Annotated in this window: 12 protein-coding genes; 3 read left to right on the forward strand and 9 right to left on the reverse strand. The window is 72.6% G+C overall.

The window, feature by feature from the left end:
- Positions 1-150: 150 nt before the first annotated feature.
- Positions 151-1,497 carry a PspC domain-containing protein gene (locus tag ACIGJO_RS14890; protein WP_399957468.1) on the forward strand — a complete coding sequence of 449 codons (1,347 nt, stop codon included), beginning with the start codon at positions 151-153 and terminating at the stop codon, positions 1,495-1,497.
- On the forward strand, positions 1,484-1,747 hold the full coding sequence (locus ACIGJO_RS14895; RefSeq protein WP_399957472.1) for a hypothetical protein: 264 nt from the start codon (positions 1,484-1,486) through the stop codon (positions 1,745-1,747). Before ACIGJO_RS14890 ends, ACIGJO_RS14895 begins: the two co-directional genes overlap by 14 nt.
- Here ACIGJO_RS14895 and ACIGJO_RS14900 read toward each other — a convergent pair.
- From ACIGJO_RS14900 to guaA, 5 genes are all read right to left on the reverse strand, one after another.
- Complete coding sequence (locus tag ACIGJO_RS14900) at positions 1,654-2,163, reverse strand: DoxX family protein (protein ID WP_399957474.1); 510 nt, start codon at positions 2,161-2,163, stop codon at positions 1,654-1,656. The two genes, ACIGJO_RS14895 and ACIGJO_RS14900, sit on opposite strands and share 94 nt — an antisense overlap.
- A 174-nt stretch (positions 2,164-2,337) precedes the next feature.
- On the reverse strand, positions 2,338-3,606 hold the full coding sequence (locus tag ACIGJO_RS14905) for a hypothetical protein (RefSeq protein ID WP_399957477.1): 1,269 nt from the start codon (positions 3,604-3,606) through the stop codon (positions 2,338-2,340).
- Between the two features lie 113 nt (positions 3,607-3,719).
- The gene (locus ACIGJO_RS14910; RefSeq protein ID WP_399957480.1) at positions 3,720-4,514 is read right to left on the reverse strand and encodes a class II aldolase/adducin family protein; all 795 of its coding nucleotides are present in this window, start codon (positions 4,512-4,514) and stop codon (positions 3,720-3,722) included.
- A gap of 86 nt (positions 4,515-4,600) precedes the next feature.
- Positions 4,601-5,356 carry an SAM-dependent methyltransferase gene (locus ACIGJO_RS14915; protein WP_399957483.1) on the reverse strand — a complete coding sequence of 252 codons (756 nt, stop codon included), beginning with the start codon at positions 5,354-5,356 and terminating at the stop codon, positions 4,601-4,603.
- Between the two features lie 149 nt (positions 5,357-5,505).
- A complete protein-coding gene (gene guaA / locus ACIGJO_RS14920) occupies positions 5,506-7,101 on the reverse strand; it encodes a glutamine-hydrolyzing GMP synthase (RefSeq protein ID WP_399957486.1) in 1,596 nt (531 codons plus the stop codon).
- 293 nt (positions 7,102-7,394) lie between these two features.
- On the opposite strand from guaA, the gene ACIGJO_RS14925 reads away from it, so the two are divergent.
- Complete coding sequence (locus ACIGJO_RS14925) at positions 7,395-7,700, forward strand: chorismate mutase (RefSeq protein WP_399957489.1); 306 nt, start codon at positions 7,395-7,397, stop codon at positions 7,698-7,700.
- A gap of 658 nt (positions 7,701-8,358) precedes the next feature.
- Here the strand turns inward: ACIGJO_RS14925 and ACIGJO_RS14930 are convergent.
- From ACIGJO_RS14930 to ACIGJO_RS14945, 4 genes are all read right to left on the reverse strand, one after another.
- Positions 8,359-10,110, reverse strand: a complete 1,752-nt coding sequence (locus tag ACIGJO_RS14930) for a peptidase (protein WP_399957492.1) — start codon at positions 10,108-10,110, stop codon at positions 8,359-8,361.
- 94 nt (positions 10,111-10,204) lie between these two features.
- Complete coding sequence (locus ACIGJO_RS14935) at positions 10,205-12,091, reverse strand: GMC oxidoreductase (RefSeq protein WP_399957495.1); 1,887 nt, start codon at positions 12,089-12,091, stop codon at positions 10,205-10,207.
- Between the two features lie 141 nt (positions 12,092-12,232).
- Positions 12,233-13,849, reverse strand: coding sequence for a succinic semialdehyde dehydrogenase (locus tag ACIGJO_RS14940; protein ID WP_399957499.1), 1,617 nt, complete (start codon positions 13,847-13,849; stop codon positions 12,233-12,235).
- A gap of 155 nt (positions 13,850-14,004) precedes the next feature.
- The gene (locus ACIGJO_RS14945; protein WP_399957502.1) at positions 14,005-15,729 is read right to left on the reverse strand and encodes a serine/threonine-protein kinase; all 1,725 of its coding nucleotides are present in this window, start codon (positions 15,727-15,729) and stop codon (positions 14,005-14,007) included.
- Positions 15,730-15,813 lie beyond the last annotated feature (84 nt).

Raw genomic sequence — 15,813 nt, forward strand, 5'->3', positions numbered from 1 at the left:
CGCGACGGGCGCGGCATCAGGGTCGCCCCCCAGTCGACCCTGATGCCCGCCCCGGGCCGCCGCCCCTCAGGGGACCCGGGGGCCAAAATCAGGGATCGGCCAGGGTCGCGGCGGGTGCCGCCGGGAGGTCCGGGCGGTCACCATGGACTCATGACCGCTCCTCAGGACGCCGGCCCCGGCGCCGCGCCCCCGGCCGAACCCAAACCGCAGCTGCGCCGCAGCCCGCGGCAGAAGGTGGTGGCGGGGGTCTGCGGCGGCCTGGGGCGCTATTGCGACGTGGACCCGGTGATCTTCCGGATCGTGCTCGGGGTGCTCGCGGTGACGGGCGGGATCGGCCTGATCTTCTACGGCTTCGCCTGGCTGCTGCTCCCCGTGGAGGGCGAGGAGGAGAACGAGGCGCGCAGGCTGCTGTCGGGCCGGGTCGAGGGCGCGTCGCTGGTCGCCCTGATGCTGGCGCTGATCGGCTGCGGGCTGTTCCTGTCGATGCTGGGCAACGGCGGCGTCCTGGCGTTCGCCTCGATGCTCTCGCTGGCGGTGGTCGGCTTCTCCGTGTGGACGCAGCACCGCAGGACCGTGGCTCCGGAGGACCCGCTCGACGCGACGGGGGCGCAGAGCGCGGCGGGGGCCCCGCACACCGGTGGCCTCGGTACTGCGCCGCCGGAGGTGAAGGCGCCGCCGACACCGGGCAGCCCGTCCTGGTGGCGGGATCCGATCATCAAGGACGGCACCTCGGGTCCGGTGGGGCCGGGCTATCTGTGGGGTCCGGCGGACACCAGCCTCTCCTCCTCGGCGGCGAGTCCGCGCGGGGCGACCGCGGACGCTCCGTTCCGGCCGCCGGCGCGGGCCACGGGCGGCAGCCGCGGCCCGCGTTCGATCGGCGGTCTCGTGTTCCTCCTCGCCCTGGTCGCCGGGGGGCTGGGCACCGGGCTGAGCTGGGAGAACCACCCGCTGGGGACGTGTCTGCAGATCGGGCTGGCCGCCGCGCTCGCGGTGTTCGGCCTCGGCCTGGTCATCGCCTCGTTCCTCGGCCGGACCGGCTTCGGCACGATCATGATGGCGATGATCACGGCGGTGCTGCTGGCGGGCGCCGCGACGCTGCCCAAGGACATCAGCACGGACTGGATCCGCAAGGAGTGGCGGCCGGCCTCGGTCGCCGCGGTCCAGCCGCGCTACGAACTGGGCACCGGGGACGCGAGGCTCGACCTGTCCGGGGTCGCGGTCCCCGCGGGCGGGACCGTGCGCACCCGGCTGGAGGTCGGGGCGGGCCGGGCCGCCGTGGTCGTGCCCGAGGCGGTGACGCTGAAGGTGTACGCGGAGGCGGGCCTCGGGGACATCCGGGTGCTGAAGGCCGGGCCGCGCCAGGGCGTGCGCATCGCCAACGACCTGAAGACCGAGCGCACGTACGCCCCGCCCAAGGGCAGCGGGCCGGCCGGCACGGTCGAACTGCGACTGGAAGTGGGCATCGGACAGGTGGAGGTAACCCGTGCTGATTCATGAGTTCCGGCCCGGCCGCGCGGTGGCGGGCCTGGCGATGCTCGGCCTGGCCGCCGGTTACGCGGGCGACGCGGCGGGGGCGTGGAACGTCCCCTGGACCTTCTTCTTCCCGTTGTTCTTCGGCGGCCTGTGGCTGGCCGCCACCGTGACCTGGGTGGCCTACATGTTCCGGCGGCGCAGGGATGCCCGGAAGCTGTCCGCGGAGAGGACGGACGCGCCGGCGAGCACGAGCGGCAGCCAGGCCATCAGATAGATCAGGTCGTTGCCGTAGTAGTACGGGGTGGTCTGCCAGCTCACGGTGAGCCACAGGCTCAGCGAGATCAGCGCGCCGCCCAGCGCGGCGAGCCGGGCCCAGAGACCGATGAGGGTGCCGAGGCCGACGGCCAGTTCGCCGATCGCGATGGCGTAGCCGAAGCCCTCGGGGCTCTTCAGCGCCAGGTCGACCATGCCCGGGATCGCGGCGGAGTCGCGCACCGCGCGCATCATCTCGCCGATGGACCCGGCGCCGTTCGCGGACATGAACGAGCTGTCCGTCAGCTTGTCGAGCCCCGCGTAGACGAAGGTGACGCCGAGGAAGACCCGCAGCGGCAGCAGGGCGTACTCCCGTGCCCGCTCGCGCAGGGGCCTCGGCTCGTTCAGAAGGTACGTATTACCGCCGTAGCCACGCATCAATGCCCCACTCTCCGATTACCCGTCACCCGACCATACGTACGCCGGAAACGCGCCGCTCACCAGGGCTGCGGTTCAATCGGCGGACGTGCCTGCCGCAGACGGCCCGGAGAGGGCCCGCCGACGGTCCAGAGCTGCCCGGCAACGGTCCGGGGCGGTCCCGGGCCGGTGACCTCAGTCGGTGACCTCGATGGGGCAGCGGTTGGTCTCCACCCCGGCGGCCGTGACGACCTGCACATCCACGACGCCCGGTTCGACCTCCACCGGCACGGGCACGGTGAGCACCGTGTCGGCCGGATTGGCGAAGCCTCCGGCGACCGGGATCAGCGGGACATGGACATGGACACGGCCGATCCTGACGACCAGCCGCGCCAGCCGGTCGGGACTGCCGGCACCGGGCGGCACGAAGCCCGCGCCCCGGATCTCGATGTCGTCCCCGGTACGGATCGGGGCGTCCAGGTCCCCGGCCTCCCGCGCCCGGACGACGGACAGGACGACCGGACGGCCGCCCTCCGCGTACTTCCCGGCGAAGTAGGTCGCCGCGGACACCACCACCAGGAGCGCCAGACCCCACGGCAGGTCGGGCAGCTGCTCGGGGCGGCGGGCCAGCCGGACCGCCGCGAACAGCACGGCGACGGCGCTCACCAGCACGTACTGCACATCGGTGAAGCTGCCGCGCCCCGAGTCGTCGGTCAGCAGATCGGCGGCGCGCGGCCGGTCGGCGCGCAGCTTCTGGAGCCGCTGCGCCAGCACCCGTACGGTCACCACGCGGCGTACGACGACGGCCACGGCGCAGACCAGCGCCAGCACCGTGAGCACTCCGGCGGAGCGCACCAGGTCCAGTCCCTCGATCAGGGCGTCGCGGTCGCGGTGGTCGGACGCGCCCGCCAGCTGGAGGGCGAGTACGAGCACGGAGAACACGGCCAGCAGCACCCAGACCGCGGCGACCGTCCGTGAGGTGGAGAGCCGGTTGTCCTCCCCGATGAGCGGGGCGAGCAGGCCGCCGCGGGCCCGGTGGAGGCGGGCGGCACCGGTCAGCAGGACCGCGGTGACCAGCCCGGCGATCAGCCCCGCGGTGCGAGCGGTGGACCAGCCCGCGCCGATGGCGGTGACGCACTCGCCGATGACCAGCGCGACGACGCCTCCCCAGACCACGAACAGGGTGCGCTGCCACACCTGGTGGAGCCAGGCGTCACCCGCCTCACGGCCGCGGGCGGCCACCGCGCGGGCCGACTCGGTCAGCTCGTCGGAGACCCACTGCCGGGAGGCCGAGGCCGACCGGGCGACGCCCGCGGGCAGGCCCTTGCCCGCCGCCAGTTCGTCGCGTTTGGCGAGGAAGGCGGCCACCGCTCGCCGGTGTCCTTCGCGTGCTCCGTGCGGGCAGTCGCCGCACGTACAGCCTCCGCCGTGCGTGCTGCTCGCCCTCGCCTCGTCCAACGCCACGGAGAATTCCGCCCTTTCCCGCCCCGGTACAGCCAACTCACCTGTGATTTCTGCGAATTGTGCCGTACGGGAGGACCACGGACCGCATCGGGGCGGGGCGGGGGCGCGTGTCGTCAGAATGTGCGACTGATCCGCTGCCACAGTGGCTGGTAGTTGATCCACGCCACCAGGTCGCTGCCGAGCTGCTCGCGGGTCGTGACCGCGTCCCGGTGCTGGATCAGGACGGGCTTCCCGGCGGCCCGTGCCATCAGCTGCACCTGGCAGGAGCGTTCCATCGTGAGGAACCACCAGGCCGCCGCGTCCACCGAGTCCCCGACGGTCAGCAGCCCGTGGTTGCGCAGGATGACCGCCTTGCGGGGGCCGAGCGCGGCGGCGATGCGGCGGCCCTCCTCCTCGTTCACGACGACCCCGGTGTAGCTGTCGTACAGGGCGTGGTCCTCGAAGAAGGCACAGGATTCCTGGGTGATCGGCTCGATCAGCTCGCCCAGCGCGGACAGGGCCCGCCCGTGCAGGGAGTGGGTGTGCGCGACGGCCACGACGTCCGGGCGGGCCCGGTGCACCTGCGCGTGTACGGCGAAGGCCGCCTGGTTGACGTGGAACCGCCCCTGGACGACCTGCCCGTCCCCGTTGACCAGGATCAGGTCCTGCGGGGCGATGTCCTCGAAGGGCGCCCCGAACGGATTGACCCAGAAGCAGTCCGTGAGCTCCGGGTCCCGGGCGGTGATGTGCCCGGAGACGCCGTCCTCGTACCCCTGCTGCCCGAAGAGCCGCAGCGCCCCCGCCAGCCGCTCCCGGCGGTACGCGCGCTCCTCGCCCGGCGACGTGTGCACCGGCGGCATCGCGAACCGCAGCTGCTCGACGGGTATCGGCTCCGGTGCGGCGGACGGCAGGGCGGTGGGCTCGGACATGGCGGCTCCTCGGGGCTCCCGGGCGGCGTACGGGATCGGAAGTTACCGCCGGTTGCCACAGGTGGCCAGTGCGATCGCGGACCGAGTCAGGCGCTGAGGACGAGGTAGGCGAGGCTGAACTGCGAGCGGTAGCCGCCGTAGTAGCCGGTGCGGCGGGCGTCGACCTCGGCCATCACCTCGTCGTACAGCGGGTGCCCGGGGTTCTCCAGTGCCCAGCGCTGGCCCCGCCCGATCGGGCCGTTGGACTCGAAGACGTCCCATTCGCGCTCGTCGGCGACGGTGACCTGGAGGGCGCGCAGCCCGGCACTCTCCGCCAGCCGGATCAGTTCGAGCAGCGATCCGAAGTCGCCCGGCTCCGCCCCGATCCCGTCGAGCGCGGCCGGGGTCGGCTCGCGCAGCCAGATCCCGTCGCCGAACAGGACCCGCCCGCCGGGCCGCACGGCCGCCCGCAGGGCCTTCAGCGCCTGTGCCGTCGAGCCGGGCCAGGCGTGCGACGAGCCGATCGAGACGGCGAGGTCGTAGTCCGCCCCGGCCCACTCGGCGGCGGGTACGCCGTGGAACCGCACGCGCTCCGCGAGGCCCCGCTCCTCGGCCAGCCGGAGCCCGCGCGCCACGGCGTCCGGGTCGGTCTCGACGGCGTCCCCGGTGGATCCGGGCGCCGACTCCACCAGGCGCATCAGCAGCTCGCCCCAGCCGGCGCCGAAGTCAGCGATCCGTGCCCCGGGCTCCGTCGCGCAGGCCGCGATCAGCTGGGCCGCGTGTTCTTCGGAGAGTGGGGTGTTCCAGGTCAGACGGTGGTTGTGCGGGGCGGAAATGAGCGGGCGGATCTCTTCGGCGGACATGGTCGCGCAGCCTCGCACGGGCCGGGCGGGCACGCCACCGAATTACCGCGCCCGGCGGGTACGACGGCGCCGCCGCCCGGCGGCGGACACGGCGATGCCGCCGCCCGGACGTGCGGGCGGCGGCATCGGTCGTGGGCCGGCGGGAGGGACTACTCCCACTCGATGGTGCCCGGCGGCTTGCTCGTCACATCGAGGACGACGCGGTTGACGTCGGCGACCTCGTTGGTGATGCGGGTGGAGATCTTCGCCAGCGTCTCGTACGGCAGGCGCGACCAGTCGGCCGTCATGGCGTCCTCGGAGGAGACCGGACGCAGCACGATCGGGTGGCCGTAGGTACGGCCGTCGCCCTGGACGCCGACCGAGCGGACGTCGGCCAGGAGGACCACCGGGCACTGCCAGATGTCGCGGTCCAGGCCGGCTGCGGTCAGCTCCTCGCGGGCGATGGCGTCGGCCTCGCGCAGCAGGTCGAGCCGGTCCTTGGTGACCTCGCCGACGATGCGGATGCCGAGCCCCGGGCCGGGGAACGGCTGGCGCTGGACGATCTCCTCGGGCAGGCCGAGCTCCTGGCCGACCATCCGGACCTCGTCCTTGAACAGCTGGCGCAGCGGCTCGACGAGCTGGAACTCGATGTCGTCGGGGAGGCCGCCCACATTGTGGTGGGACTTGATGTTGGCGGTGCCGGTGCCGCCGCCGGACTCGACGACGTCCGGGTAGAGGGTGCCCTGGACGAGGAAGGCGACATCCTCGCCCGCCGCACCGGCCTCCGCGACGAGCTCGGCCTGGGCCTGCTCGAAGACGCGGATGAACTCGCGGCCGATGATCTTCCGCTTCTGCTCCGGGTCGGAGACCCCGGCGAGGGCGTCGAGGAAGCGCTTCTCGGCGTCGACGACCTTGAGCGTGACGCCCGTGGCGGCGACGAAGTCCTTCTCGACCTGCTCGGTCTCGCCCTTGCGCATCAGCCCGTGGTCGACGTAGACACAGGTCAGCTGGGAGCCGATGGCCTTCTGCACGAGGGCCGCGGCGACCGCGGAGTCCACACCGCCGGACAGCCCGCAGATGGCGCGCTTGGTGCCGACCTGCTCACGGATGAGCGCGACCTGCTCCTCGACGACATTGGTCGTCGTCCAGTTGGGCTCGATGCCCGCGCCGCGGTAGAGGAAGTGCTCCAGGACCTGCTGGCCGTGCGTGGAGTGCAGGACCTCCGGGTGGTACTGGACGCCGTAGAGCTTCTTCTCGTCGTTCTCGAAGGCGGCGACCGGTACGACGTCGGTGGACGCGGTGACGGTGAAGCCCTCGGGCGCGGCGGAACAGGCGTCGCCGTGCGACATCCACACCGACTGCTCGGCGGGCGTGCCCTCGAAGAGCGTGGAGCCGGTCTTGGAGACGGTGAGGCCGGTGCGGCCGTACTCACGGGCACCGTTGTCGTCGACGGTGCCGCCGAGCGTGGTGGCCATCAGCTGGAAGCCGTAGCACATGCCGAACACCGGGACCCCGGCCTCGAACAGCGCGCGGTCGAGGGTGGGCGCGCCCTGTGCGTACACCGAGGACGGGCCGCCGGACAGGATGATCGCGCGGGGGTTCCTGGCCAGCATCTCGGCCACCGGCATGGTGGACGGGACGATCTCGCTGTAGACCCGGGCCTCACGGACACGGCGGGCGATGAGCTGGGCGTACTGCGCGCCGAAGTCGACAACGAGGACCACGTCGGCCGTGGTGTCGGGGGCGGCGGGGGGTGCTGCTGGCACGGGGGCGGCCTTCCGGCGGTGATGAGGGGTCTGTTTTGTCGATTCTACCGGCCGTGCGCGTCTCACGATCCGGGCCCGGCGTTGGTGGGACGCCGGGGCCGGGGCCATACTGTCCCCATGCGTCAGCACACGACCTTCGTCTTTACCTATGGCATCCGGCCCGCCGGCTGCCATGGTCGTGCTGCTTGAGCAACTGACAAGCAACGTTCCAGGCGCCCCGGGCCGACAGGCCCGGGGCGCTCTGCGTCGTGGGCCTGACGCTCCGGGGGCCTCACCCCACCAGGAGTCACACCATGAGCAGCGGCACCGCCCCCACGAAGACCCTCACCGAGCAGACCGGCGCGCACACCGACGAGGCCGCGTCACTGATCGGGGACGCCCGTGCGCGCATCGATGTCCTCGACGACCGGATCATCGGCCTCGTGCAGGAACGGATGGCCGTCTCGGCGGTGATCCAGGAGGCCAGGATCACCTCGGGAGGGCGCCGGGTGAACCTCTCCCGGGAGATGGACGTCCTCGCCCACTTCCGCGACGCGCTGGGCAGGCCCGGCACCTCGCTCGCGATGACGCTGCTGGAGCTGTGCCGCGGCCGGGTGTGACCCCGTGCGCCCCTGCCCGGCTGTACGGCCGTATCTGCGTTCGGTCCCGGTCTCACCCGTACGGCGCGTGACCGGGACCACAGCGGCTTCGTTGGTCCGGGTGTCCGTGCCAGCCAGGGGCGGCATCGGTAGGAAACCACGCGTGGCTCCGTCGGGACGTGTGACGTACTGCAGGTACGTCGTGGGACCGCGTTCCGGCGCACGTGACCGGTCGGCAGGGGACAGCAGCCCGGTCACCCCATGTGCGGTCGGCCCCGGGGACGCCCGGGGACGACCGCATCCGGTCGGAACGGTTGCGCCGCGCGCAGTCCTTCGACCACGATGCGAAGGGGTCCCGTCCCCGTCCGCCCCCCTCCCGCGTCATTTCGCCCCACAGCTCTTCTCGGCCCCGGCTCTCCCCGCCCCACGGCCCGACCCGCCCGCAGCTCTTCGCCATCGGCCTCCGCGGGGGCGTGCGACGGGCCCACGCCCCCGGTGCGCCGGGGAGCCGGCCCGGTACGGACCCTCCTCCAGCGGCGCACCCCCCGGCGCCGCCACGGCACCGGCGCGCGCTGCCCTGAACGCCGGTGCCGACAGCCGAGGGCCCCGTGGACCGTTCCTGGTCCGCGGGGCCCTCGGTGCTTGCCGGGTGCCGGATGCCGGGCGTCCGGTGCCGGTGTCAGTCCTGCCGGACGCGGCGCCGGGTCGTCGCGTACAGCACCCCGCCCGCGGCCAGCGCGACGGCGGCGGCGCCGGACGCCAGGAGCGCGACGGAGCCGGTGGAGGCGAGGCTGCCGCCGCCGGCCGCACCGGTGCTCCCGGACGTGGAGCCCGAGGTGCCCGAGGTACCGCCGCTGCCCGGCGTACCGGAGGTGGACGCCCCGCCGGAGGTGCCGGACGCCGAGCCTCCGGTGCTGCCCGTCGTGGAGCCCTCGGAGCCCTCCGACGTACCGCCGGAGTCCTCGGAACCGGAGTCCTCACCGTTCAGCACCAGGAGCGCGGAGTTGTTGGCCGGCTCCGGGTCGAAGGGCAGCGCGGGGTCCGAGAGGAAGGTGCTGCGGACGGTGACCTTGCCGGAGGCGCCGATCAGCTTCTCGTTGATCTTCAGCTCGAAGGGCAGGGTGACCTCCGCGTCCTCGCGGACGGTCATCGAGGTGTCACAGACGTAGCGCGGGGCGCCGAGCTGCTCGTCGCGCTGGTTCCCGCCGGCCGAGACGCCCCGGCAGGAGTCGGGCTTGGCCGTGACACTCGCCCCCTGGGGAACGGTGAAGTCGACCGTGGCGACGTCCTCGCCGGAGCGGATGTAGCCGATCCAGGCCGGGCCCTTGTTGCGGAAGCCGATGCCGGCCTTCACGGTGTCGCCCTCGGCGCCGGACGCCTTGTCCCCGTACGCCACGAAGTCGGCCGTGTTCTTCGTACGGAAGTCGGCCTCCTGCTGGTTGTCCCGGGGGTTGAGGTCCAGCCCGCGGGCGGCCGGCACCTTCTTCAGGGTGAGGGCCGGGCCGGTCCCCCGGTCGAAGCTCGCGCCCGCGCGCTGGGCGGCGCGCTGGGCGGCGCCGTCCTCGTGGATGCGGTAGATGAAGGTGTCGTAGTACGCGCGCTCGGTGGTCCTGACGGTGAGCGGCGTCGCCAGCGTGTACGTCCCACCCGCCTCGAACTCTCCCTCGATGGAGCAGAGCGCGGTGGACCAGGCGAAGTCGCCCATCCCCGGGACGCTGTTCTCCAGGTACTCGCAGTTGGAGTAGCGCTGGGGGAGGTCCAGTCCGCGCGAGTACATCAGGGTGAGCAGGACCCCGTCGGCGGCCCGGGTGCCGTTGTTGGTGAAGGTGATCGGGGCCTTCTGCGTGTCGCCCGGGGCGGGCTCCTGGTCGAACGGGAGCTGCTTCATCACGAGGTCGGGCCCGCCGACCGTGACCCTGGTGGTGAACGGGGTGAAGGTTGCGCCCCCGGCCGCTCCGGTCACCTTGATGGTGCCCGAGTCGCCCTCCTCGCTGCCCTTGGCCGCTCCGACCTTCAGGTCGGTGAGCAGGCTGAGACCCGCCCACACACTGTCGTCGTGGCAGACCGCCGTGGCTCCGGTGACCGCGCACTCCGCGCCCGCCTCGCCGTCGAAGGCGACGTCGGCGACGCCCGCGACGCCGGACAGGTCGAAGGTGTACGTGACCTCGCCCCGGTAGTCGCCCGTCCCCCCGTCCTCGGCCGGATTGCTGACGGTGATCCCGATGGTGGACTTCCGCGGCGAACCGCTCGCCGGGTAGGGGTACAGGCCGGTCTGCGCGGGGCCGCCCAGCGTGAAGACGGGGTCCGCCGCCTTCACCGGTGCGGCCGCCGCGAACGCGCCGGCGGAGAGCGGACCGGCGGCCAGCAGGCCGACGACGGCGAGACCGCCCGCGGTACGGCGCAGCGCGGTTCTCGGGGAAAGGCGTGTCATCGCGGACCTCATGGGACTCGACAGAGCTGTGTGACTGCTGTGAGGCAGTACCGGTTCGACCACGCAGCCGTCCGAAGAGTTGCCCTCGCCAAGATCACGGATTGGGCACGGCGTCCCCGTCCGCCCGGACCGCGGCTTCCCCCTGCGACGGGACCGCGCTCCCCTTCGGCGGCACGGTGGGCATGCCCAGGAACGGCAGCTTCAGCGCCCCGAACGCCTCCTTCGGCACCGCCGGTGCCTGTGGTTCCACCGCGGCCAGCCGCTCGTAGGCGGCGCCCTGCGCGGGCCGGGGGTCCTTGGCCCCCTTGTTGGGCCAGAAGGACATGGCCCGCTCCGCCTGCGCCGTGATGGTCAGGGAGGGGTTGACGCCGAGGTTGGCGGAGACCGCGGAGCCGTCGACGACGGAGATTCCCGGGTGGCCGTACAGCCGGTGGTACGCGTCGATGACCCCGTCCTCGGCACTCGCCCCGATCGGGCACCCGCCCAGGAAGTGCGCGGTGAGCGGGGTCCCCATCAGCTCCCCCACGTTGGAGCCGGCGAAGCCGTTGATCTCCTCGGCGAGCAGCGTGGCGCTGCGGGTCGCCTCGGCGATCTGCGTCGGGTTGGGCGCCCCGTGCCCCTGCCGGGCGGTGAGCAGGCCCTTGCCGAGCCCGCCGGGCTTGCGGTACGTGGTCAGGGAGTTGTCCAGCGACTGCATGACGAGACCGATGATGGTGCGCTCGGACCAGTGGCGGTTGGAGAGCGAACGCGCGGCGAGCGTGGGGTGCCTGACCACATTGCCCAGCCAGCCCAGTACCCGGCGGCCGCCGTAGGGCACCTGGAGGATGGACATGGCGCCCATGGCGTTGGAGCCCTTGCCGTAGCGGACGGGCTCGATGTGCGTGTCGGCGTCCGGGTGGATCGAGGAGGTGATGGCGACGCCCCGGGTGAAGTCGGCCTTCTTGGCGCCGTGCTTCCTGCGGTAGCGGCGGTCGCTGGTCTGCGAGCCGACCAGGGCCTCGGAGTTGGTCCGGGTCAGTTCGCCGAGGCGTGCCGGGATCCGGGGCAGCAGTCCCCGGTCCTTCATGGTGTGCAGCAGGGTCTGGGTGCCGTACGTGCCCGCCGCGACGACCACCTGGCGGGCGCGCAGCCGGGTGGGCCTCGCCTTCCTCCGCCGGTCGGTCGGGACGGTCGTGACGCGGTAGCCGCCCTCGGGGTCGTCGGTGACCGCGACCACGGAGGTCATCGGGTGGATGACCGCTCCGGCCTTCTCCGCGAGGTACAGGTAGTTCTCGTTGAGCGTGTTCTTCGCGCCGTGGCGGCAGCCGGTCATGCACTCCCCGCACTCGGTGCAGGCCTTGCGGGCGGGGCCTGCGCCCCCGAAGTACGGGTCGGCGACCGTCCCGCCGGGCTTCGCCCTCGCCGTACCGTCGGAGTCCTTGCCGTCGCCGAAGAAGACGCCGACCGGGGCGAGGTGGAAGGTGTCGCCGACGCCCATGGCCTGCGCGGCGGCCTTGAGGTGGATGTCGGAGGGGGTCATGGTCGGGTTGAGCCGGACCCCCAGCATCCGTTCGGCCTGGTCGTAGTACGGCTTCAGCTCGTCCTGCCAGTCGGTGATCCCGGCCCACTGGCGGTCCTCGAAGAACGGCGCGGGCGGTACGTACAGCGTGTTGGCGTAGTTCAGCGAGCCGCCGCCGACGCCCGCGCCGGCCAGCACCATCACGTTGCCGAGCAGGTGCACGCGCTGGATGCCGAAGAGGCCGAGCGCCGGGGCCCAGAGGTAGTTCCTGAGGTCCCAGGAGTTCTTGGGGAGGGTGCCGGGAGTGAAGCGGCGGCCCGCTTCCAGGACCCCGACCCGGTACCCCTTCTCCGTCAGCCGCAGCGCCGACACCGCACCGCCGAAGCCCGAGCCCACGACGAGGACGTCGTAGTCGTACGCCGCGTCGTCCTCGGCCGGCACCGGGTTCACGGGCCGATTCTGGGCAGGGCTGTCCTGGGACATGGCTCTCCTCGGTACGAAAAGGACAGAAGTGCCGCGGCGGACGCGCGATCGCCGGGGTACGGGGCGGTGGGGTTACGGGACCGCGGGCTGCGGGCCTGTGGGCTGCGGGCCTGTGGGGCGACGGGGCTGTGGGGCCGCGGGTCAGCGCAGGCGGAACGCCTTCATCGCCTTCAGGCTGCGGCTCATGAACGCCGCGTACTTCTCGTCGTCCATCCCGAAGGACGGGGCGAGCGGAATCAGCCGCTGCTGGGCGACCGTCTGGGCCTCGGTGTACTTGAGGATGCCCTCGGAGCCGTGCCGCCGGCCGAGACCGGAATCCTTCATGCCGCCCATCGGGGACTGCACGCTGCCGTACGCGGGGGCGTACCCCTCGTTGATGTTGACCGTGCCGGTCCGCAGCCGCGCGGCCACCTTGTGGCCACGCCTGCCGTCCTTGGTCCAGACACTCGAATTGAGACCGTACGGAGTGGCGTTGGCGAGGCCGATGACCTCGTCCTCGTCGCTGAACCGGTAGATGGAGACGACCGGCCCGAAGGTCTCCTCGGTGCAGACGGCCATCGGCGCCTCGACGCCGTCCAGGATGGTCGGCTCGTAGAACAGCGGGCCGATGTCGGGCCGGGCGACACCGCCCGCGACGAGGGTGGCGCCCTTCTCGACCGCTTCGGCGACATGCCGGGTGACGGTCTCCAGCTGCCGCTCACCGACGAGGGAGCCCATGTCGGCGCCGTACGCGAGGGAGCTGCCGAGCCGCATGGCCTTCGTACGGGCGGCGAACCGGGCCACGAAGTCGTCGGCGACCGACTCGTGGACGTACAGCCGCTCGATGGAGATGCAGAGCTGTCCGGCGGAGGAGAAGCAGGCCCGCACGGCGCCCGCCGCGGCCTTCTCCACATCGGCGTCCGCCAGGACCAGCATGGCGTTCTTGCCGCCGAGCTCCAGGGAGACGCCGACCAGGCGGGCGGCGGCGCCCCGGGCGACCTCGCGGCCGGTGCGGGTGGAGCCGGTGAAGGAGACGTAGTCGGCACGGCTGACGACCTCGGGGCCGACGACCGGGCCCTCACCGAGGACGATCTGGAAGACCTCGGCGGGCAGCCCCGCCTCGATGAGCAGGTCACGGGCCCACAGCGCGGTCAGCGCGGTCTCCGTGTCGGGCTTCATCACCACGGCGTTGCCGGAGACGAACGCGGGCAGGGCGTCGCCCACGGACAGCTCGAACGGGTAGTTCCACGGGGCGATCTGGCCGATGACCCCGCGCGGCTGGCGCAGCTCGGTGACCTTGGTGAGGGTCGGTACGACGCCGGTGTGCCGCTTCGCCCGCAGGTACGAGGACGCCTTGCGGCCGTAGTGCCGGGCGGCGACGGCGACGGCCTGCACCTCCTCGTGGGCGTGCAGACGGGCCTTGCCGGTCTCCAGCTGGATGAGGTCGAGAACCTCGGACTGGCGGCTGAGCACGAGGTCGTGGAAGCGGAGCAGGACGGCGGCCCTCGCCCGTACGGGGGTCGCGGCCCAGGCGGGCTGGGCGGCGCGGGCGCGCTCGAAGGCGGTCGCCACGTCCTCGGGGGTGGACTCGGGCAGGTCCGCCAGCTTCTCCCCGGTGAAGGGGGTGTGGTTGGCCGTACGGCCGGAGCCGACCACCCCGCGCGTCAGCTGGGCGACCACCTCTGGGGTGACCACATCGGCGGCCGTGCGCGCGCCCGCGGGAGCGGCCGCGACGGGGTTCGTACCGAGGGGGGCAACAGGAGCCTGCGAGTCCGTCATGAGGCCGAGAGTATGTCCACCCGCACACTTTGGGTACCCGTGGGTAATAGGTTTTCACACTCCCCACAAGCCGACGGCCGCCCCCTCCGCAAACTCGCCAGTGATCGCTGGCCACATAACCGCTGATCAGTGCCTATGCACCCGACAGCGCTCGGTCAGTCCGTCGTCCGGGGAGCCCGCCAGCTGCGCAGCATGATCTCGAACTGCTCCCGGCTGGTCTCCCGGTCCGCCTCCGGCGCGGTCATGTACAGCGCGTACTCGGGACCGTTCGTCTCGCCGTAGTACATCTGGTCGATGCCGTAGCGCGGGCCGGGATGTTCCTTGGACTCGACCCAGGTGAACTCCCAGAGGGAACCCGGCCGGTCACGGTAGGTGTTGGATTCCAGGGTGATCCGCTCGTAACCGGGCAGCCGCCGGGAGAGATCCTTCTCCAGGTTCAGCATGTGCCTGTACGAGTTCTCGAAGTCCGGTGCCGGGTCGACGCTGATCCGGATGCGGTGCGCCCCGTTGTCCGGCGTGTAGTCGATCTGACTGCCGTCCGTGCGGCGCGTCCACCCCTGCGGTACGAGCAGGCTGAAGCCTTCCGGATCGTTGACCCGCTCCCAGCCGTCGGGTATCTCCTTCAGCGGCTTCGCCGAGGGGGTCGCGCGGTCCGAGGGCTTGGGCGGGGCGGACCTCGGTGCGGTGCCGACCCCCTGGGAGCCGCTCTTGCCCGCGGAACCCCCGTCGCCGTCCCCGTCTCCGTACTTCATCGCCGCCAGGCCGGCCGCCCCGCCGAGCACGGCGGCCGCGGCGATGACCACGAGCGTGGTGCGCCACCGGGCCCCTCCGCGCCGGGTCACCGGCGCGGAGACGGGCCCGGGGAGCGGGGCCGGGCTGTGGCCGGGGACCGGGGCGGACAGGGTGTGCGGAGTGCCGGGAGGCACGCCCCCCTCGGGCAGCCGGCCGGTGGCACCGTCCTGGGGCGGGAGTCCGCGCAGGGCTTCCTCGCTGACCCGCTGGGTCGGGACGAACTCCTGGGCGGCACGGGGCTTCCGGCCCTCCATGGCGTCCAGCAGCATCCGTTCGGTCTCGGCGGCCGAGGGCCGGTCCTCGGGGTCCTTGCGGAGCAGCGCGGTGATCACGGGGGCCAGCGGTCCGGCGTTCCTGGCCTCGGGCGCCTCCTCCGTGACGACGGCCTGCATCGTGGAGATCGGAGACGTACGGCGGAACGGGGAGCGCCCCTCGACGGCGGTGTACAGCGTGGCGCCGAGCGACCAGAGGTCGGAGGACGGGCCCGGGTCTCCGCCGCGTACCCGTTCGGGCGCCAGGTAGTCGATGGATCCCACCAGTTCACCGGTCCTGGTGATGGTGGAGTCGCCCTCGATCGCGGCGATCCCGAAGTCGGTGAGCAGCACCTGCCCGTCGCGGGCGAGCAGGACGTTGCCGGGTTTGACGTCCCGGTGCAGCACTCCGGCACTGTGCGCGGCCCGCAGGGCGCTCAGCACGTGGAGGCCGATCCTGGCCGCCTCGCGCGGCGCCATCTCGCCGGTCTCCTTGGCCGCGTCGGCGAGCGAGGGCCCGTCGACGTACTGCATGACGATCCAGGGGCGGTTGTCGTACTCGATGACGTCGTGGACGGTGACGACGCCGGGGTGCGTGATGCGGGCCGCCGCGCGTGCCTCCTTCTGGGTCCGGGCGTGCAGGACGAGGCGGTCGGCCTCGGCGACGTACAGCCCGGCGGTCAACTCCTTGACGGCGACGGTGCGGTGCAGCACCTCGTCATGGGCGCGCCAGACCTTGCCCATACCGCCGCGTCCGAGGACCGCGCCCAGCCGGTAGCGTCCGGCCAGCACCAGACCCGTACCCGTTCCCGCACCCGTGCCCTGTGAATGATCCACGTGTTGTCCCGCCCCGTTCCTCGGCTGCCAGATTACGGAGGAGATGCACGGCCATGGAACCTGGGATCGCCCACGAGACCGCAC

Source organism: Streptomyces sp. NPDC079020 (genome assembly GCF_044542225.1).
GTDB lineage: Bacteria > Actinomycetota > Actinomycetes > Streptomycetales > Streptomycetaceae > Streptomyces.

Bases quoted from the DNA above. Each gene is read 5' to 3' on its own strand.
- ACIGJO_RS14925 (WP_399957489.1), top strand. From the start codon at position 7,395: ATGAGCAGCGGCACCGCCCCCACGAAGACCCTCACCGAGCAGACCGGC.
- ACIGJO_RS14940 (WP_399957499.1), bottom strand. From the start codon at position 13,849: ATGACGGACTCGCAGGCTCCTGTTGCCCCCCTCGGTACGAACCCCGTC.
- ACIGJO_RS14935 (WP_399957495.1), bottom strand. From the start codon at position 12,091: ATGTCCCAGGACAGCCCTGCCCAGAATCGGCCCGTGAACCCGGTGCCG.
- ACIGJO_RS14915 (WP_399957483.1), bottom strand. From the start codon at position 5,356: ATGTCCGCCGAAGAGATCCGCCCGCTCATTTCCGCCCCGCACAACCAC.
- ACIGJO_RS14900 (WP_399957474.1), bottom strand. From the start codon at position 2,163: ATGCGTGGCTACGGCGGTAATACGTACCTTCTGAACGAGCCGAGGCCC.
- ACIGJO_RS14890 (WP_399957468.1), top strand. From the start codon at position 151: ATGACCGCTCCTCAGGACGCCGGCCCCGGCGCCGCGCCCCCGGCCGAA.
- ACIGJO_RS14930 (WP_399957492.1), bottom strand. From the start codon at position 10,110: ATGACACGCCTTTCCCCGAGAACCGCGCTGCGCCGTACCGCGGGCGGT.
- ACIGJO_RS14910 (WP_399957480.1), bottom strand. From the start codon at position 4,514: ATGTCCGAGCCCACCGCCCTGCCGTCCGCCGCACCGGAGCCGATACCC.